This window comes from Curtobacterium sp. MCBD17_019, from assembly GCF_003234555.1.
GTDB lineage: Bacteria > Actinomycetota > Actinomycetes > Actinomycetales > Microbacteriaceae > Curtobacterium.
In genome coordinates this window covers 22,372-40,595 of record NZ_QKTT01000003.1, presented here as the reverse complement: position 1 = coordinate 40,595, position 18,224 = coordinate 22,372, and the positions used below count along the sequence as shown (strand labels likewise).

21 protein-coding genes are annotated in these 18,224 nt (G+C 74.0%); 9 read left to right on the top strand and 12 right to left on the bottom strand.

The features are described 5' to 3' along the window. Positions 1-87: 87 nt before the first annotated feature. Both ybaK and DEI82_RS03745 read right to left on the bottom strand, forming a co-directional pair. Positions 88-573: a Cys-tRNA(Pro) deacylase gene (ybaK, locus tag DEI82_RS03750; RefSeq protein ID WP_111035856.1), complete on the bottom strand. Its 486-nt coding sequence runs from the start codon at positions 571-573 to the stop codon at positions 88-90. A gap of 73 nt (positions 574-646) precedes the next feature. Next, positions 647-910, bottom strand: coding sequence for a hypothetical protein (locus DEI82_RS03745; RefSeq protein ID WP_111009022.1), 264 nt, complete (start codon positions 908-910; stop codon positions 647-649). A 123-nt stretch (positions 911-1,033) separates the two neighbouring features. On the opposite strand from DEI82_RS03745, the gene DEI82_RS03740 reads away from it, so the two are divergent. Beyond that, positions 1,034-1,222: a hypothetical protein gene (locus DEI82_RS03740; protein ID WP_111035855.1), complete on the top strand. Its 189-nt coding sequence runs from the start codon at positions 1,034-1,036 to the stop codon at positions 1,220-1,222. 60 nt (positions 1,223-1,282) lie between these two features. Then, positions 1,283-2,158, top strand: a complete 876-nt coding sequence (locus DEI82_RS03735; protein WP_146242823.1) for a hypothetical protein — start codon at positions 1,283-1,285, stop codon at positions 2,156-2,158. A gap of 93 nt (positions 2,159-2,251) precedes the next feature. On the opposite strand, the gene DEI82_RS03730 is transcribed toward DEI82_RS03735, so the two are convergent. From DEI82_RS03730 to DEI82_RS03715, 4 genes are all read right to left on the bottom strand, one after another. Then, positions 2,252-2,758, bottom strand: a complete 507-nt coding sequence (locus DEI82_RS03730; RefSeq protein ID WP_258371945.1) for an NUDIX domain-containing protein — start codon at positions 2,756-2,758, stop codon at positions 2,252-2,254. After that, positions 2,755-3,984, bottom strand: coding sequence for an SGNH/GDSL hydrolase family protein (locus DEI82_RS03725; RefSeq protein ID WP_146242822.1), 1,230 nt, complete (start codon positions 3,982-3,984; stop codon positions 2,755-2,757). The genes DEI82_RS03730 and DEI82_RS03725 overlap by 4 nt, the downstream gene beginning before the upstream one ends. A gap of 106 nt (positions 3,985-4,090) precedes the next feature. Beyond that, the gene (locus DEI82_RS03720; RefSeq protein ID WP_111009018.1) at positions 4,091-4,783 is read right to left on the bottom strand and encodes a TetR/AcrR family transcriptional regulator; all 693 of its coding nucleotides are present in this window, start codon (positions 4,781-4,783) and stop codon (positions 4,091-4,093) included. A 191-nt stretch (positions 4,784-4,974) separates the two neighbouring features. After that, positions 4,975-5,331, bottom strand: coding sequence for a PRC-barrel domain-containing protein (locus DEI82_RS03715; protein ID WP_111035852.1), 357 nt, complete (start codon positions 5,329-5,331; stop codon positions 4,975-4,977). 172 nt (positions 5,332-5,503) lie between these two features. On the opposite strand from DEI82_RS03715, the gene DEI82_RS03710 reads away from it, so the two are divergent. Further along, positions 5,504-7,213 carry an AarF/ABC1/UbiB kinase family protein gene (locus DEI82_RS03710; RefSeq protein WP_181435096.1) on the top strand — a complete coding sequence of 570 codons (1,710 nt, stop codon included), beginning with the start codon at positions 5,504-5,506 and terminating at the stop codon, positions 7,211-7,213. A 12-nt stretch (positions 7,214-7,225) separates the two neighbouring features. Here the strand turns inward: DEI82_RS03710 and DEI82_RS03705 are convergent, their stop codons facing one another. After that, positions 7,226-8,116 (bottom strand): NAD(P)-dependent oxidoreductase, encoded by an 891-nt coding sequence (locus tag DEI82_RS03705; RefSeq protein ID WP_181435095.1) that lies wholly within the window; start codon positions 8,114-8,116, stop codon positions 7,226-7,228. Between the two features lie 130 nt (positions 8,117-8,246). Between DEI82_RS03705 and DEI82_RS03700 the strand changes: the two genes are divergently transcribed. Beyond that, complete coding sequence (locus DEI82_RS03700) at positions 8,247-8,891, top strand: ScbR family autoregulator-binding transcription factor (protein WP_181434812.1); 645 nt, start codon at positions 8,247-8,249, stop codon at positions 8,889-8,891. Between the two features lie 129 nt (positions 8,892-9,020). On the opposite strand, the gene DEI82_RS03695 is transcribed toward DEI82_RS03700, so the two are convergent. After that, positions 9,021-9,872: a ScbA/BarX family gamma-butyrolactone biosynthesis protein gene (locus DEI82_RS03695; RefSeq protein WP_181435094.1), complete on the bottom strand. Its 852-nt coding sequence runs from the start codon at positions 9,870-9,872 to the stop codon at positions 9,021-9,023. Positions 9,873-10,393: 521 nt separating this feature from the next. Here DEI82_RS03695 and DEI82_RS03690 point away from each other — a divergent pair. Then, on the top strand, positions 10,394-10,990 hold the full coding sequence (locus DEI82_RS03690; RefSeq protein ID WP_146242821.1) for a hypothetical protein: 597 nt from the start codon (positions 10,394-10,396) through the stop codon (positions 10,988-10,990). Between the two features lie 326 nt (positions 10,991-11,316). Here DEI82_RS03690 and DEI82_RS03685 read toward each other — a convergent pair whose 3' ends face one another. Beyond that, a complete protein-coding gene (locus tag DEI82_RS03685; RefSeq protein ID WP_111035848.1) occupies positions 11,317-11,955 on the bottom strand; it encodes a histidine phosphatase family protein in 639 nt (212 codons plus the stop codon). A 152-nt stretch (positions 11,956-12,107) separates the two neighbouring features. After that, on the bottom strand, positions 12,108-12,512 hold the full coding sequence (locus DEI82_RS03680; protein WP_181435093.1) for a ribonuclease E inhibitor RraB: 405 nt from the start codon (positions 12,510-12,512) through the stop codon (positions 12,108-12,110). A 203-nt stretch (positions 12,513-12,715) separates the two neighbouring features. Here DEI82_RS03680 and DEI82_RS03675 point away from each other — a divergent pair, with 203 nt between their 5' ends. Further along, positions 12,716-13,342, top strand: a complete 627-nt coding sequence (locus DEI82_RS03675) for a GIY-YIG nuclease family protein (protein WP_375334609.1) — start codon at positions 12,716-12,718, stop codon at positions 13,340-13,342. 30 nt (positions 13,343-13,372) lie between these two features. Here DEI82_RS03675 and DEI82_RS03670 read toward each other — a convergent pair whose 3' ends face one another. Together DEI82_RS03670 and DEI82_RS03665 are read right to left on the bottom strand one after the other, a co-directional pair. Beyond that, positions 13,373-14,284: a zinc-ribbon domain-containing protein gene (locus DEI82_RS03670; protein ID WP_111035847.1), complete on the bottom strand. Its 912-nt coding sequence runs from the start codon at positions 14,282-14,284 to the stop codon at positions 13,373-13,375. 46 nt (positions 14,285-14,330) lie between these two features. Next, positions 14,331-14,633 carry a metal-sensitive transcriptional regulator gene (locus DEI82_RS03665; protein WP_111009011.1) on the bottom strand — a complete coding sequence of 101 codons (303 nt, stop codon included), beginning with the start codon at positions 14,631-14,633 and terminating at the stop codon, positions 14,331-14,333. A gap of 76 nt (positions 14,634-14,709) precedes the next feature. Between DEI82_RS03665 and DEI82_RS03660 the strand changes: the two genes are divergently transcribed. The 3 genes from DEI82_RS03660 to DEI82_RS03650 all read left to right on the top strand — a co-directional run bounded on the left by DEI82_RS03660 (position 14,710) and on the right by DEI82_RS03650 (position 18,185). Further along, complete coding sequence (locus DEI82_RS03660) at positions 14,710-14,937, top strand: heavy-metal-associated domain-containing protein (protein ID WP_111009010.1); 228 nt, start codon at positions 14,710-14,712, stop codon at positions 14,935-14,937. Further along, positions 14,934-17,108 carry a cation-translocating P-type ATPase gene (locus DEI82_RS03655; protein WP_111035846.1) on the top strand — a complete coding sequence of 725 codons (2,175 nt, stop codon included), beginning with the start codon at positions 14,934-14,936 and terminating at the stop codon, positions 17,106-17,108. Before DEI82_RS03660 ends, DEI82_RS03655 begins: the two co-directional genes overlap by 4 nt. A 93-nt stretch (positions 17,109-17,201) precedes the next feature. After that, positions 17,202-18,185 carry a L,D-transpeptidase family protein gene (locus tag DEI82_RS03650; protein ID WP_111035845.1) on the top strand — a complete coding sequence of 328 codons (984 nt, stop codon included), beginning with the start codon at positions 17,202-17,204 and terminating at the stop codon, positions 18,183-18,185. The last annotated feature ends 39 nt before the right edge of the window (positions 18,186-18,224 follow it).

Sequence of the window (18,224 nt, the reverse complement as noted above, 5' to 3'; positions counted from 1 at the left end):
CGCAGAGGTGCCCCGGCCATTCCCGGGTGCGGGAAGAAGTTGCGTCGACCCGACTCAGGTCCGCGAGGAGGTCGCCACGGGGCCGGCTCAGTCCCGCGCGATCACGGCCGTCGCGCCCGCCGTGACCGCGAGGAGGTCTCGCGGCGCGAGTTCGATGTCGAACCCCCGCCGTCCGCCGCTCACGAAGATCGTGGCGTAGTCCTCGGCCGACGCGTCGAGCACGGTTCGGAGCGTGGTGCGCTGTCCGACGGGGCTGATGCCGCCGACGACGTATCCCGTGCGCCGCTCCGCGAGGTCCGGTGCCGCGAGCGACGCCTTCTTGCCCCCGACCGCGGTCGCGATCGCCTTGAGGTCGAGTCGGTTCGCGACGGGGACCACCGCGACCACGAGCTGCTCGTCGACCTGGACGACGAGCGTCTTGAACACCTGGTCCTCGCGGAGCCCGAGCGCCGCGGCCGCCTCGGCGCCGAAGTTCGTCGCCGTCTCGTGGTGCTCGTACACGTGCGGCGTGTAAGGGACACCGGCACGGTCGAGTGCGACCGTGGCCGGGGTGCGCGGGGAGGCAGCGGTCATGCCGTGATCTTGCCTGGAGTCCGCTGAACGTGGTCCGCGGCGCGCGGGCAGCCGTCGCTCCCGCGGAACGGGATCAGCCGCCCTGACCCTCCTGCTGCGGGCCCTGGTCCACCGGGTCGTACTCCGTGCCCCGTCCCTGCTCCTCGTCCGGCAGCGGGTTGCGGCGCTCGGCGGAGACACCGCCCGTGTTCGTGGCCACGTAGTCCGCCGCACCCGACTGGGTGTCCTCGCTCATCGGCCGGGTGAGGTCGCCCTGCAGCACGCTGTCGGAGGTGCTCGCCGCTGCCGCCTCCGCAGCCGCAGCCGGGTCGCGCTGGTCGTGCCCTGGTTCCGTCATGTCGCCGAGCCTAGGCCGACGGCGACGACGACGTCCCTGGGAACGGAGGTCGCGGGCCGCGCCTAGCGTCGGCGCGAGGGGCGCTCAGCGTGGGCGCCCCGGCCACGCGGACGAGGAGGCGTCATGAGCAACGACGGAACGAGCGGCAGCGACCGCAAGTGGGAACCGCCCATCGTCGACGGGGAGCCGGTCACCGCGGAACGGCTGGAGCGCGACCTGACCTTCGACAGCGACGCGGCGCCCGCGGACGACGCGCTCACGGACGACGACGCCCGGACCGCCGACCTGGAGGCCACCGAGGCCGAGGACTGACCCCGGCCGCTCCGCGGGCCGCTCCACGGAGCAGGATGGGTGGGACGAACGGCGGAGGACATGTCGGCACTCGATGACGGGGTCGGCGGCGCCGGCCCGGACCCGGGCCGGCGGCGCGCGGCGTTGCAGGCGATCGCGTACGGGCCGGACGCCACGCCCGCCGAGGCGCAGGCCGCTCGCCGGGCGCTCGATGCCCTCGACCTCGCGCCTGGCCGGCCGGTCGTCACCGAGACGCGCGATGCTCGACCGACCGGCGCCGACCGGACCGACTCGATGCCGAGGGGTGCCGACCGGGTCCCGTCCGGCGCGGGCCCCGCTGCCCCCGCACCGCCCGACCCGACCTCGGCGCGGGCGAGCGACGTCGCACCGGTGACCGCGCTCGACGACGGGCGGTCCAGCGGCTCCGGCTCCGGTCGCGCGCCGAGGCGAGGAGCGTGGGGCCGCCTCCCGGTCCGGCTCCGCCGTGTCGGCCTCGTCGCGATCGTCGGCACCGCACTCGCGTCGTTCGGCGTCGGTGCACTGGTCGGGACGACGATCGACCAACAGCGGTCACGACCGTCGGTCGTGGCCGCCACGAACGACGGGGAACGCACCCTCGCGGCGCTGCTCTCGGCGCCGCAGACGTTCGCCGACCAGATCCCGGGAGCGGTCTCGGCCCCCGTGCGGCTGCACTCCACACGCCTGGTGTTCACGAACCGCTCCCTGTCCGCGGACGACGCCCAGACGCCGTGGGACGTGTACGCGGCGGTCGGGACGAACGCGTCGGTCGTCTGCCTGCTCGCGACGGCGGACGGTCGGACGGCGAGCACGTCGTGCTTCCCCCGTGCCGACGCCCTCACCGGGTCCGTCACCCTCGTGACGCAGAGCGAGAGCGGCACCCTCACCGTGCACGTCCGGGGCGGGGTCGTGTCCGGTCGTGTGCGGCCCTCGTCCTGAGCCCGCCGCCTCTCTCGTGGGCGCGACGCCTCTCTCGGGTGCGATGCCCCTCTCGTGGGCGCGACGCCTCTCTCGCCGCCCCTCTCGTCGGCGCTACGCCTCCTCGCGACGGAGCAGGGTGAGCAGGGCATCGAGCGCGGGCACCTGACCCGCCACGAGGTCCGACCGTGCCACGGCGACGCTCGTCCACCGGGCGTCGTCCACCTCGGGGAACGACACCATCCGACCCGACCCCCGCGGGAGCTCGACGAGGAAGGTCGTGCTCCGGACCGTCTCCACGACGAGGTCCGACGCGCCCGCGAACAGCGTGACGCGCTTGCCCGAGGCCTGGCGGAACGTGCCGAGTTCGACGTACGGCACGTCCGGTGCGGGGACGCCGATCTCCTCGTGGAACTCGCGCCGCGCGGCGTCGAGCGGTGTCTCGTCGAGGTACTCGCCCTTCGGGAACGACCAGGCCCGTGGTCGCCGCCGCCAGAACGGGCCGCCCATGTGCGCGACGAAGACCTCGATGTCGATCTCCGGGTCGGCGGCACCACGAGGGACCGGTGCCGCGGCCGGTCGGTACAGCACGATGCCCGCGCTCGTCACCACGGCCGTCACGACCCGTCGGGACGACGTCGACGACGCACGAACGCCCAGACGACCACGACAGCGCCGAGGACGACCACCCCCGCGCCGATCGCCAGCCGGCACGCGTCGGCGGAGGACCGAGCGGCGGCCGCACGAGCCGCTGCCGACGCGGACGCCCGCGCCTGCGCGGACGCGCTGGCCCGTGCCTCCCGGGCCCGTGCCGCGGCCTCCGCGTACACGGCGCGGATGCGGCGTCTGGCGTCCGTGGCCATCGCTCCGGCACCCGCTGCGTTCGGATGCAGCGCTCCGGGTACGAGGTCGACGTCCCGGAGGCCGGACGACGCGGACAGCGTGATCCCCCGGACGAACGGCCGGGTCCTCGAGCACGGTGAGTGGGCGGCCGTCGCGGAGAGCATCGAGACGTAGGTCCCCCCGGCCTGGTGCACGACGGCCCGCGTCGTCCGGTCGAGCCGCTGCTGCACGCCGTGGAGGTAGCGGACGTCCGTGTCCGTGAACGGGAACGCATCGCGCGGGAACGACCCGGTCAGGCTCGCGGCGTCGAGCGCGGCGCGGAAGCAACCCGCCGCGGGTGTGTGGGCGGCGTCCGGGAAGATCGTGGGGTACCCGACGACGACGAGTCGGGCGTGCGGCGCGGCCGTCCGCACCGCACGCACCGCCGACCGGATGCCACGGGTGACGGGACCCTCGACGGCCGCCGCGAGCGCGTCGGTCCCGTCGGTGACCAGGCGGCTGCGACAGTTCGGCACGTCCGCCCCCGACAGCACGGGTCCGCGTCGGGACAGGGCGACGCACGAGGACGCCGTCGCGAACAGCCCCGCGTCGTTGCCGCCGATGGACAGCGTGACGAGCCGCGTCCGGTCGCTCAGCGCGTCGACCTGCGGTGCGGCACCGTTCTGGCGTCGCGAGACGACGTCGGCGCTCGTGGCCCCCGCGCACGTCACGTCCACGAGCCGGAGGTCCAGGCTGGCCGCGATGCGGTGCGGGTAGTCCTCGGATGACTGGCCGCAGGCCGGGACCGGGTCCCCCGTCGCATGTGGCAGGCCGTAGCCGGCGGCGTAGGAGTCGCCGAGCGCGACGTACTCCGCTCCGCGCGGGGGCAGACCGTCGCGACCGGCGCGCGCACCGTGGTGCGCGGTGGAGGCGGGCACCACGGTGGCCGCCGACGCCGCCGGTCCCGCACCGGGGTCGGCGGTGCCGATGACGACGACGGACAGGGCGGCGGATGCGGCGATCACGGCCAGCGGACGGCAGAGCAGGATGGGGACCTCACCAAGCGGGGACGGGGGCGGCGGGGCGACCGATGCTACGCCTCCCGGCCCGCGTGACGATCGTGCGCGGCGGTCAGCCGACGAGTCGTCGCAGCCGACGACGGATGCGGTCGACGTCGTCGCACCCGGCCTCCTCCATCGCCTCGATCGCGCGTTCGGTGGCGGACGCGAGGGCCGCGGGCGTGGCACCGAGCGTCGCGTAGCGGTCGAGCGCGTTCGACACGGCCCGGGCGACGAAGCCCTCGTACTCGCCGAGCGACTCAGCGAGCTCGTGGAGGCCGACGAACCCGGCGACCATCAGGTGCGCCTCGAACGGGATGTCGACCTCGGGCGGGGCGTCCCCGATGTCGACCGCGCGCTGCAGCGTGGTCGCGCACAACTGGATCCACCCGACGTACGGCACCGGCAGGTCGATGTCGATGAGTTCGGCCTCGCGCTCGAGCCGCACGACGGCCCGACCGATGGGGTCCGACTGCTCCTGCATCGCGACGAAGACGGTCGACAGGGCGAGTTCGTCGAACGGGGGACGATCGGCGGCCGGCAGCGCGGCGAACACGCCCTCCTGCGTGAAGGACACGTCCATGATCGCCTGGACCATGTCGGTCTTCGACGCGAAGTGGTAGCTGACGAGGCTCTTCGCCACCTGCGCCCTGGCCGCTACGGAGGCGTAGGTCGTCGCCTGGTACCCGCGTTCCCCGAATTCCAGGGCTGCGGCCTCGAGGATGGCGTCCCTCGTGCGTCGGCGTTGGTCCTCACGCATGCCCATGGCAGACCACCGTAGTGGCAGGAGCGATGAGGGACGCCGCCCCGGCCTGGTTCCCGTCGATTTCCCAGGACGCGCGTCCTGTGGGAGACTTCGGGCACAGGCGCGGCTCCGGCCGTGCGACGGCCGTCGAGCGGCCGGATGGACGTGCCGATGTGGGGGGACGTCCAGGGCCCGCTCGACGGTCGTCGGGGTCAGCGGCGCCCGAGTCGCCGTTCGCCGCCCGCACCCGCCTGGTACGCGAGGCCGTAGTGCTGGTACAGCGTCGGTTCGACCGACGCCTCGAGCTCGCCGTCGGTGTCGATGGACGGCGCGTCCTTGACGAGCTTCTTGTCGTAGGTCACCTTGAGGTGCTTGGGCGACACGGTGGCGCCGTCGAGGGGCACGAACACGAGTCGCTGTCGGCCGATCAGACCGATCTGGACGCTCGCGAACGCCGGCTGCGACGTCGCGGTGTCGAAGTAGATGCTCTCCAGGCTGCCGATCCGGTCGTCGCCGGCGTCGACGACCGGCTGCCCGATCCAGTCGCGGATGTTCTCGGCCTCGAACACGTCGTTCCTCTCCCCGCGCCGGAACGATTCGGGCGCGGTGCCGCAGACGGTAGTCCCGGTGCGGGCGTCGTGTCGCCGCTGCGTCGTGTCGCCGGTGCGCCGTGTCGCCGGTGCGCCGTGTCGTCCGTGCCCCGTGTCGTCCGTGCTCAGGGTCGCGGTCCAGGATCGGGTCGTGACGGACCGACGAGCGACCCTGCCGCGCCTGGCCGACCTCGCCCGGGGCGACGACACCGCGACGGGGACGCTCCGCGACCGTGCTCGCCGGTTCGCGGAGCTGCTCGGCATCGCTCGGCGCAACGGGCTGCTGCCGTTCGGCCGCCTCGACTTCTCGCGGTCCCCGGGAACGGCCGGTCTCCGGGTCGAGCAGGCGACCGGGTTGCGGCGCGCACTCGAGGAGGCCGGCGGCGCGTTCGTCAAGATCGGTCAGCTGCTCTCGACGCGTGACGACCTGCTGCCGGACGAGTGGCGCGCCGCCCTCGCCGATCTCCAGGAGGACGTCACCCCCGCGCCGGCCGACGCGGTCGCGGCCCTCCTCCGTGAGGAGCTCGGTGCGCCCGTCGACGAGGTGTTCGCCGCGTTCGATCCCGTCCCGGTCGCGGCCGCGTCGATCGCGCAGGTCCACCGTGCCCGCCTCCGGGACGGCCGGACCGTCGCGGTCAAGGTGCAGCGACCCGGCGTCGCGGTCGTGATCCGCCGCGACGTCGACATCGCCCTGCGGGTCACCCGGTTCCTCGCGCGCACCTCCGCGCAGGCACGTCGGCTCGGGGTCGAGGACGCCGCGGCCCAGTACGCGACGGACCTCGTGCGGCAGGTCGACTTCGGCCGCGAGGCGACGAACCTCGCCGCACTCCGCGCGACGCAGGCGCGCAGTCGTCGTGCCGCGGAACTCCACCTGCCCGAGCTCGTCGACGAGCTGAGCTCCCGCCGCGTGCTCGTCATGGAGTTCCTCGACGGTCGGACGCTCGCGACCGCCCGCGCGGACGGGGCCGACACCGCGTCGCTGGAACCACTGATGCGGACCGTGGTCCGCGCCTTCATCCGGCAGGTGGTCGTCGACGGGGTCTTCCACGCGGACCTGCACCCCGGCAACATCCTCGTCATGCCCGACAGGCGGCCGGCGCTCGTCGACTTCGGATCGGTCGGGAGGCTCGACCTCACCCTGCGCGAGACCGTCCAGGAACTGCTCGTCGCCTACCTCCAGTCCGACACGCGCGGCATCGCCGACGGGGTGCTCCGGCTCGCCCCGCTCGCCGACCCCGTGGACGAACCGGCGTTCCGACGGGACATCGCGACGTTCGTCGTCGACGAGCTCGGACCCGGAGCACGCATCGGGATCGACACGGTCGACGCCGCCGTCGAGGTCTTCGGCCGCTACGGCATGGCGGTCCCCGCGGAGTTCGTCGCGGCCGCCCGGGCGTTCGCGATCCTCGAGGGCACGCTGCGCACCGTCACGCCCGCGTTCGACCTGCTCGAGGAGGCCCGGACGCTCGCCCGCGACCAGATCCGGGACCAGGCGACCCCCGCCGGGGTCCGGGACCTCCTCGTCCGTGAGGCACTCGCGGTGCTGCCCGGACTCCGGCGCCTGCCCCGCCGCGTCGACCGCATCGGGGAAGCCCTCGAGACCGGTCACCTCAACGTGAACGTGCGTGTGCTCGCCGACCGACGCGACCGACGCCTGGTCGCCGGTCTGGTCCGTCGAACGGTCTGGACGGTGCTCGGGGCGCTCGCGGGCATCACGGCGATCGTGTTCCTGGCGGTCCCGCGACCCGTCCACCCCGGCGCGCTGACCCCGGCGGCGGCGGGCTGGGTGCTCGTGGTGGTCGCCGTGGTGTCCCTCGGCGCGACCGCGATCGACGCGGCGCTGGCCCGGCGTCGCGAGTGACGCCGGCCGGATTCACCCCGCGAGGGACCGGTACCAGTCGCGGTCCTCGGCGTCGAGCTCGAGCGTGCCGAGTGGCTCCGGGTCGGCGACGTCGAACCACGCGTCGTCGAGCAGCATCGCGAGTTGGTGGGAGCTGAGGCCCCGACCGGCGGCGCGATCGCGGAACTCCTCCACCGACACGACCGGGGGCAGGGAGCGGCCGAGCACCTCGGCGGCGGTGACCACGACCTCGCCCGCGGCCACGGGCGGATCGGTGTGGACGGGGACGACGCCCGATGCGCGCGTGAGGGCGGCGGCCGCGATGCGGCGGCCGAGTGTCCGGACGTGCACGACGCTCACCCGCGCCTCGGTGTCCGGAACCGCCCCCACGGCCGTGACGAGGCGCAGCGCCGACGGGAACACCCATCGGTCCCCCACCCCGTGGACGACGTTCGGGCGGACGACGGCTCCGCCAGCCCCGAGGACCAACCGCTCCGCCTCCGCACGGCTCACGGAGGTCGCGGACTCGGGCGTCGCACCCGGACGCGGACCGCCCCGGTGCGGCCCGGAGCCGAACACCGCCGCGGTGGACACCAGGACCACGCGCGCTCCTGCCTCGGCCGCCGCCTCGACGACGATGCGCGTGCCGTCCACGTTCGTGCGGCGGACGGCGTCGTCGTCCCCGCCGATCGCGACCGCGCTGTGCACGACGGTCTGCACACCCGCGACCAGGCGGGCCACGGCCTCCGGGTCGAGCAGGTCCCCGGACACCGGGGAGAAGGCGGCGTTCTCGGGCACCGCACGACGCACGAGACCGCGGACCGGCACGGCCTCCGCCACGAGCGCGTCGACGACGCGTCGCCCGATGAACCCGAGCGGACCGGTCACCGCGACAGGTGTCGAGGAGGACAGCGAGGAGGACATTTCGGGGGACGATTGCACGCTGGGGGCCATCCATTCACGTCGAGGGGTGTCGTGCGGACGGTAACAGGACCTGAGCGTGGCTACCATGTCGGAGCGGCCGTCGGGGCCGTTGGGAGTCGGAGGGGACGCCATGGCCCAGCAGGAGCGCGCCGTCGTCACGCGCGACAAGATCGTCCGGAGCGCCGCGACGATCTTCGAGCAGCGCGGGTACGCGAACGCGTCGCTCGACGTCGTCGCCTCGGAGGCGGGCGTCACCAAGGGTGCGCTCTACCACCACTTCAAGTCGAAGGAGGAGGTGGCGAACGCGGTCATCGAGCTGCAGTACGAGATCGCGCAGTCGTACGGCGAGCGGGTGTTCCTGCTCGGACGCACCGCGCTCGAGCGGATGATGTGGATGTCGCAGACCTTCGCCCAGCAGATGAAGGACGAGGTCGTCGTGTCCGCCGGGGTGCGGCTCACCACCGAGGCCGGCGGCAACGGTCTCGAGCGCGAGGCGCCGTACGCGGGCTGGATCCACACGGTCGAGGGGCTCATCGCGGCGGCGGTCGAGGAGGGTGACATCCGCGCCGACGTGGACCCCACGCGCCTGGCGGCGTTCCTCATCCCCGCGTACACGGGCGTGCAGCTCGTCTCGGACATCCTGCACAGCCGCGAGGACCTCTTCCAGCAGCTCGAGAACATGTGGACGATGTTGCTCATCCCCGCGCTCGTGCCGGCCGAGCGGCAGCCGCTCGTGGCGGACCTCCCGGCCCGGATCATGCGTTCGGCGGTCTGACCGCACGCCCCACGGCACCGCTCCGTCGGGCGGTGCGACGAGGCCGGGCAGTGCCGCTCAGCCGGACAGTGCCGCTCAGCGGGGCAGTGCCGCTCAGCGGGGCAGTGCGAGTCAGCGGGGCAGTGCGAGTCAGCCGGGGAAGGCCGAGGCGCGGACGCGCGACACGACGACGCCGTCCTGGCACAGGACCGCGACCTCGGTGCCGTCCTCGCGCTCGAGCGTGATCGTCACGGGACTCGTGAGCTCCGCGTGGGCGAGGAACTCGACCGTGACCTCGCGGGGCGTGTGCGTCGGATCGTCCGCGTGGGCGCGGAAGGCCTGCAGCGCGGCCTCGAGCACGACCATGCCCGGCACGTGGTCGAGCGGGTGGTCGAAGTACACCGGGTTCGTGGCGTCGAGCGAGAGCTCGAACGCGTCGCTGCCCGCGGCACCGGACAGCAGGACGAAGTCCGGCGTCGGCGCGCCCACCAGCCCGTGCGCGGCCGGACTCGGGCGAGGCGGCAGGCGATCGACGTCCGCTGAGGACGGTGCGCCCTCGCGCATCCGGCGGTACACGGGTCCGGGGATGGTGCGGGCGCGACCGCCCCCGCGGGCGAGGACGTGGTCGCCGTCGCGGACCGTGAGCATCGAGTCGTAGGACGCGGCGACGCCCTTGCGCTCGACGAGCTCCGAGACCACGACGTCGATGGTCGGCGATCCGGGGCGGTCGGAGCGGCGGACCGCGTCGTCGGCGACCTCGACGCGCATCGACTCCATCACGAACGCCTGTCCGAACGGCACCCCGAGGTGCAGGTGCGCGAGTGCGATCGCGGTCTGACGGAGCGTCTCGAGCGCGAGCGCGGGTCCGACGGCGACGTCGTCCGTGCCCCACGGTCCGAAGTACGCGTGCCGCCTCGGCCAGTGCACGTCCGCCACGAAGGTGCTGTCGCTCGTCCGCTCGAGCGCAGTGAGCAGCACCTCCGTCAGCTGACGGCGGTGCACCAGGGCTCCCGGGAGGAGATGCGCGTGAGGGGACAGGTCGGTCTCTCGGGTTCGCGTACTGGACGTACGTTCGGTGGCGGTCATGAGCATCGTATGGGGCAGCGGTCCGTCGCGACACCACCCGTTCCACACGGTCGCGCCGCCCCGACGGCGACGTGCACCTCGCGCGGGGTACACGACGCGTGTCGTGCGGCACCACGCCCTCGCCGTCGTGCTGCCCGCGCGCCCGGAGTGCCGCGGATCGCGAGGAGCGGGGCGTCCCGCCGTCCGGGGTCCGCGCCTGCCTGGTCCACGGGCGGAGCGGTACACGTGGACAGGCCGCGTCCCCCGTTTTGGGGTCGAACCCCCGTCCTCCCCGAGCGCCGCCGGACCGACACCCCCGGAGTGGGGCCAAGAAGCATACCCAACAGTACGGTTTTGCCGTTACGCTGCTGGTGATCGGACGGAACGGCACCGGTGTCGTGGTCTCAGGGGTGGTACCGGCGTCGTCCCCGTCCACCGCCGACCGACCCGGAGCCGACATGACCACAGCGCGCGTCACCGCACCGCGGAGCAGCACGATGCTCCTCGGTGGCACCGCGCTGATGGTGGGCGCCCTGCTCAGCGTCATCGCCCAGCTCGCCGGTCCCACCGGCGGTCCCGCCGGACCGTCCGGTCAGGCGTCGTTCGCGATGCTCGGTGGTGCCGCGACCTTCATGGCCGCGTTCGTGCTCGGGTTCGGCGACGGCGGCGCATGGGACGCCGTCCGTGGGTCGTGGATCGGGCGGGTCTCGTTCGCCGTGTTCGGCGGCGCCGGCCTCCTGGTCGGGGTCGTGCCGCTGCTGCCCTCGCCGCCGATCGCGTCGGCCGGGGTCGTGGAGGCCGGCCTCATGGTGACGGCGGGAGCCGCGGCGGTGACAGCCGCCGTCGTCGTGCGGAGGGTCGCTGCGACACCACGCCGCATCTCGGTCGTCGTCGCCGCGATCGGCGCCGCCACCGCGGCGTCCGGACTCCTCGCGCTCGCGCCGTCCACGGGGCACCTCGCTCCGTTCGCCGCGGTCGCCGCAGGGTTGCTCCAGGCCGCGGTCGGCGCTGTCGTCCTCCGGCAGCGCCGACGGAAGGGTCGGCCCGTGCCGTGAGCCAGACCTCCAGCGTCGGTCATGCACGCGCTTCTGGTGGATGCTTCCCCCCTGCACCCGTCGGGACCGCGATCGACACTGGACCAGCCCGCCACCAGGCGGGCCCACGGGGCGACCGAGCCGTGTTCGGGTCATGGCGCGATCGTCCGCGTGGACGCCCCGTCGCACGTCGCGACGCCGGGCACCGGAGGGTCCGGGTGCGTTCGGGTCGCGCCCGGACCCTCTCCACGCTCGTCGACTCGGGTCGCGGGCGGCGTCGGCCGGGAGGCGCGGCATGGGTCGCCGAGGAGTGGTCTCCGACCGTCGTCAGACCCCGCCAGCCGCGGTCAGATGACGCCGCCAGCCGCGTCGGTCGCGCCCGCGGTCACTCCGGCACCCTCCCAGGCGACGCAGGTCCACCCGTCGTCCGGTGACCCCTGGAGCTCGACGACACCCGTGTTGCCGAGGACGTGGTCCGCCACGAACGCGAGGTCCACGTTGTCCACCCGGAGGCCGACCCACGCCCGGATGGCCGCACCCGAGCTCACTGCGACCACGACCTCGTCGCCGGCGGTGGCGATCTGCTCCACTGCACCGTCGAATCGGTCGAGGAAGGTGCGGCCCGTGATGGCGCCGGGCATCGCACGGTCGAGGTCCCCCGCGACCCACGCACCGATCGTGCCGTGGTACCGCTCGACGGCGGCACGGTCGTCGTGACCCTCGAGCTCACCCGCCTCGATCTCGAGCAGGCCCGGGAGTTCCACCGCGACCAGGTCACGCCCCTGGAGGAGCGGGGCCGCGGTCTGGTGCGTCCGGACGAGCGGTGAGACGTAGACGGCGTCCAGCCGGCGGCTCACGAACGATGCCGCGAGGGCGTCGGCCTGCTCGCGTCCCGTCGGGGTGAGGTCCGGACCCGGGACGCGGGTCTCGAGGCGCTTGACGACGTTCGTGGGGGTCTCCCCGTGGCGGATCAGGAACAGCTGCACGAGGGACAGCGTAGGGAAGCGGCGGCGCGCTGTGCGCGCCGCCGCTTCCGCGTGCCGGCGCCGGAGGACCTCCCGGCGCCGTGCTCCCCGCCGCGCGCGGCCGCCTCGGGCCCGGTCGCGATCAGCGGTGTCGTGGTCGGTCGACGTCGTCGTCAGAGCCGAAGTGCATGCGAGGGAGCGGGCGCGTCGACGCCGTACTCCCAGCCGTCGTAGTCACCGTGGTGGTGACGGGCCAGGTCGGTGAAGAACCGCCGGGCGTCGGACACCGTGCGTTCGTCGATCACGGAGACGGTGCGGACCGCGATCACGGCCCATCCGTCCTCACCGACGGCCCGGCCGAGGCGACGGATGCCCCATCCGGACTCGCGCATGCGGTCGGCCGCTGCTCGGGCGTCCCGCTCGGTGTCGCAGTACCAGAAGTGCAACCATGGTCGTGCCGTGGTGACCGCGCCCGACACGGTCGCGAGCGACGCGCGGTCAGCGGCGGTGAGGAGCGCCTCCCCCGCGCTGCCGCTCGTGCGCCGACCGAACTCCCAGATCTTCCCCATGGCCGTCATACAACCATGCGTGAGCATGGTTCAGGAAAAGGATACTCGGTATGCTTTCCCGGTCCGCGTGTTTCCGCGGGAGTCGGCCTTCCTGGACTCCGTACGGCAATTCGATTCCCAGCCGTTTCCGAGCGGAGTGGAACGGACCGCCGTGCCGTGCACGTCGGGTGCGGGAGCGCGGTCGCGTCGGGGGTCCGCCGTACCGTGCGAGGGTGACGAACGACGACGGGATCGACGACCGTGGCCACGGGAGCGCCGCGCGACGCTCGCGGGGAACACGGGCGGCCGCCTGTGCGGGTCCGGTGTGCGGCTCGTCCTGCCGCCGCCCGGTCCCTCCGGACGCGCCCGTCGCGCTCTGCGCGCAGCACCTGGCCGTGGCGGCCGAGTGGGCCGGCGCCACGGGCGGTGTCGACGACGTCCTCCCCGCGCCGTGCGCCGCCTGCGGAGCACGGACCGGCGTGCGGTATCCGTCTGGGTGGGTCTGCGGGGTGTGCGAGTGGCGCGTCGGGGCGGTGCCCGACGGCGAGGCACGTCCGCCACGCGTCGACGTCGTCTACTACATCCGCTTCGAGGAGCGCATCAAGATCGGCACCTCCGCCAACCCCCGCCAGCGGCTCGCCCGGCTCTGGCACGAGGAACTCCTCGGGTTCGAACGGGGTGGGCGCGCCCTGGAACGCGCCCGACACCACCGGTTTGCGCACCTGCGGTACCCCGGGTCGGAGTGGTTCAGGATCGAGGACGACCTCCGCCAGCACGTCGGCCGCGTGACGGACGGCCAGCCGGCGCCGTGGGACCTCTACACGCGCTGGGTGAGCGAGGCCGTCGCGCTCCGGACCTGATCTCGGGCCCCGTGCGGACCGTGCCCGGTGTCAGTCGCGCAGGTAGGCGTCGACGAGCAGGTCCCCGCGCACCGCCCGCAGTTCGTCCACGAGCCGGGCGAGCGTCCGCCGGGACCACCCGCCGGCCTCGATGTCGTGCGGCCCGAGTGCCGGGAGCCGTCCGGTCCGGATGCGGATGACCTCCCACCCCGCGGCTCGGAGGGCACGGTCCTTCCGAGGGTCGGCGTCCTCACGGCGGCCCACGTGCTCGAGACCGTGGCGTCCCGTCGAGTCGTACTCGATCGCGACGCGGAGCTCCGGGAGCACGACGTCGGGCCACGCCTCGAGGTGGTCGAAGAAGGGTCGGGCGAGACGCACCGCGTTGTCGCCCTCGGTGTGCTCGAGCCGCGCGCGGAGGTCGGCACGCAGCTGCGCCTCCACCGCGGACGCCGGGCGCGGGGCGCACGCACTGCGGAACGGGGTCCCCGCCGGGAGGTCGGGGGTCCGGGTGCAGACGTCCCGGCCACGACGTGTGGGTCGAGCCGGACGCGTCGCGAGCGGAGCGGGCGCACGTGGTGCGTCGGATGCCGGCCCGGTGACCCCGCCCCGACCCGTGGCCGGCACCACGGCGGGGTGCACCAGGGTCAGCGGACCACGGGGTCGGGCTTGCGCGGCACACTCGGGACACCACGAGGACCGCCGGCGCTCCCGGCCGGGACGGGACCGCTGTTCGCTCGGTGTGGCGACGAACACGTGGCCCGCGTCACACTCCCAACTCAGGAAGACGTCGGCGGCGGGCGGGATCTGGCTGAGGACGATGCCGCTGTTGCGGTCGGGGTGGTACTGGCGCACGAGGACCGGGAAGGAACGCCATGCCTCGCGGAACTCACCGACGGCGTAGGGCACGTCGCGCCCGCGCGACCACTGCCGTCGCGCCCACCACACACCCACCGGTTCGGCCACGGACCGCAGCGTAGGGAGCACCACCGTCACCGGCGGCCGCGCCCGATCAGGAGCGCACGAGTCGCGCGATCGCCGCCGATGCCTCTCGGATGCGCTCGTCAGCGGCATCACCGCCCTCCGCGACGGCGTCGGCGACGCAGTGCGCGAGGTGGTCGTCGAGCAGTCCGAGGGCGACCGACTGCAGGGCCTTCGTCATCGCGGAGACCTGGGTCAGGATGTCGATGCAGTACTGCTCCTCGTCGACCATCCGCTGCAGGCCGCGCGCCTGCCCCTCGATGCGCCGGAGCCGTTTCAGGTAGTCGTCCTTCGCGGAGATGTACCCGTGGTGGTGCGTGGTCTCGTCGGTCATGCCGTGCCTCCCGGTCGGTGGCGGTATCGTGGTGCGGTACCCCGCCAGGGTATCGCGACGACCGAGGGAGACGAGCATGACCGAGCCGACGACGACCGACTACCGGATCAGCGGGATGACCTGCGAGCACTGCGTCATGAGCGTCGACGAGGCGTTCCGCGAGCTCCCGGGCGTCCTCGGCGTCGTGGTGGACCTGCAGGTCGGCGGGATCTCGACCGCGACGGTCACGAGCGAGCGTCCGCTCGGTGACGCCGAGGTCGCGGCCGCCGTCGACGACGCGGGGTACGCGCTGGCGGAGGCATGAGCGACACCGCCGCACCGGTCGACCTCGCGATCGAGGGCATGACCTGCGCATCGTGCGCGAACCGCATCGAACGCAAGCTCAACAAGCTGCCCGGCGTGGCGGCGAGCGTCAACTACGCGACGGAGACCGCCACGGTCCTCCTCCCGCCGGAGATCGGGGTCCCCGACGCGATCCGGACGGTCGAGGCCGCCGGGTACCACGCGCACCTGCCCGAACCGGACGTCGAGGAACGGGACCCCGCCCTCCCCCTGCGCCGCCGACTCGCTGTCTCCGCCGCGCTCGCCCTGCCCGTGGTCGCGCTGTCGATGGTGCCCGTCCTGCGGTTCCCCGGGTCGACCTGGGTCGGGCTCGTCCTGGCGCTCCCGATCGCGGCGTGGGGCGCGTGGCCGTTCCACCGGTCGGCGGTCGTGAACGCCCGACACGGCGCCGCGACGATGGACACGCTCGTGTCGCTCGGGGTGACCGCCTCCCTGCTCTGGTCGGTCTGGTCCCTGGTGGCCGGTCTCACCCGCCGGGACGTGGCCGGGACGCACTCCTACGCCGAGGTGACCGCGGTCGTGACCGTGTTCCTGCTCGCCGGCCGCGTGGCCGAGCTCCGGGCCCGTCGTCGCTCGGGGGCCGCGCTGCGGGCGCTCCTCGACCTCGGCACCCCGACCGCCCGCCTGCTGCGCGACGGTCGGGAGGTCGAGGTGCCCACGACGGCGCTCCGCGTCGACGACCGGTTCGTCGTCCGTCCCGGCGACCGGATCGCCACCGACGGTGTCGTCGTCGAGGGGACCTCCGCCGTCGACACGAGCATCATGACGGGCGAGTCCGTGCCCGTCGAGGTCGCGGTCGGTGACGCCGTGACCGGCTCCACCGTGAACGTCGGCGGGGCCCTGGTCGTCGCCGCGACGAGCATCGGCGCCGACACCGAGGTCGCGCGGATCGGTCGCCTCCTCGTCCGCGCCCAGACGGGGAAGGCGTCCGTGCAACGGCTCGCCGACCGGGTCTCCGCGGTGTTCGTCCCCGTCGTGATCGGCCTCGCGCTCGTCGCGCTCGTCGGTTGGCTCGCGATGGGGTCCGGAACCGCTCCGGCGGTCGCCGCCGCCGTCGCGACGCTCGTGATCGCCTGTCCCTGTGCCCTCGGTCTCGCCACGCCCACGGCGTTGCTCGTCGGGACCGGCCGTGGATCGCAGCTCGGGGTGCTCATCACGGGCCCGCAGGTGCTCGAGGTCACCCGGCGCGTCGACACCGTCGCGCTCGACAAGACCGGCACCGTCACCACCGGTCGCATGCAGGTCCGGGAGGTCGTGCTCGCGCCCGGCACGGGGACCGACGAGGAGACCGTGCTCGCCCTGGCCGCCGCCGTGGAACGTCGGTCCGAACACCCGGTCGCGCGCGCCCTCGTGGAGCGCGCGGGTCACGACACCGCTGCGACCGTCTCGGCCTTCCGCTCCACCGCGGGATCCGGCGTCGAGGCCGTGGTCGACGGCGCCGTGGTCCGCGTGGGTCGTCCAGGCTGGGTCACGGGGCTCGGAGCGACACCCCTGCCGGCAGCACTCGTGGCCGGCGTCGAACGGGCGACCGCGACCGGGCGGACCGTCGTGGCGGTCGCACGCGACGGCCACGTCCTCGGCCTGGTGTTCGTCGCCGACGCGGTCCGCCCGACGAGTCGCGCCGCGGTCGATCGGTTGCGACGCATGGGTCTCCGGACGGTCCTGCTCACCGGCGACGGGCAGGACGTCGCCCGTGCCGTCGCCACCGAGGTCGGCATCGACGAGGTGGTCGCCGAGGTGCGACCCGAGGACAAGCACCGCGCCGTGACCGACCTGCAACGTGCCGGGGCGGTCGTCGCCATGGTCGGGGACGGTGTGAACGACGCGGCCGCGATCGCCGCCGCGGACCTCGGCATCGCGATGGGCACGGGGTCCGACGTGACGATGGACGCCGCGGACGTGGTCCTGGTCCGGAGTGACCTGGCGGCCGCGGCGGATGCGATCGCCCTGAGCCGACGGACACTCCGGACGATCCGCGGCAACCTGTTCTGGGCGTTCGCGTACAACATCGCCGCGCTCCCGCTCGCCATGGCCGGGCTGCTCGACCCCATGATCGCGGGTGCCGCCATGGCCGCGTCCTCGGTGTTCGTCGTCGGCAACAGTCTGCGGCTCCGCCGGTTCCGTCCCGCCTGACCGTCCGGAGCGGCGGCGGACGACGGGGCACCCGCGGACGACAATGGACCTGGCGCACGAGGGTCGAGGGCCCCTCGTGCCGGAGGGGGAACAGTGGACACGACCGATCACGTCGACGAGCCGGGCGACCAGGCCGACGCGCTGCGGGCCTCCCGGTCGAGGCGGCGGCAGCGTCCGCTGCTCGTCGCGGTGGGCGTCGTCGTCGTCGGGCTCGTCGCGGTGGGCATCGGGGTCGGCGTCACCCACGGGCGTCCGGCCACGCCCGCGACGACCCCCACCGCCGAGGCACGCCCCATCACCCCGACGCCCGCGCCGACACCCACCCTCGCGGCCGTGCCGCCGCCGGTCGGTCCCCAGGCGCTCGCGGCGCTGCCGTTGGCGTACTACGACGCCGTCATCCCCGGCCTGCTCGACGGCACCACGGCCCACCCCGCGAACCAGTGGGAGATCGCGACACCGAGGCAGGCGCTCGTGCCGCTCTACGCCAGCCCCGCCGCCGACAGCGCGCCGATCGCAGCGCTCGGCGCCACCGTGCCGACCGTCAACCGGCCAGCGGCCACGGCGGTCTGGGGACGCTCCCCCGGTGCCGACGGCGGGATGGTCCTGGTGTCCACGCCGTCACGGAAGAGCACCCCTGGCACGAACGGTGTGGCCACCGCCCCGAGCGCGACCTTCGCGTGGGCGCGGGCGGCCGACTTCACCCTGACCCGGACGGACCGGATGATCCGGGTCGACAACGCGACCTCGACGATCGCGATCGTCACCGAGAGCGGTGCGACGGCCACGAGCGAGGCTGCCCGGCTGGGCACACCGACCGATCCGACGCCCGCCGCCACCTCGACGTACATGGAGGCGGACTACGTCGACACGAGGATCGCGTACACCGAGGGCCACCCGATCGCCCTGACCGGGGCGCACTCCGCCCTGCTTCCCGGGTACGGAGGGAACTCCGCCCTGACGGCGCTGCACTACTACCCGGACCCCACGGGCAGCTCCCACGGCTGCGTCCGGATCTCCGCCGCGATGACCGCCGCGCTCGCGACCCTCCCGGTGGGGACGCCGATCCAGTTCACCTGACGGCCGTGCGGGCAGCCGTCGTGCTGGTCGCCAGGGCGG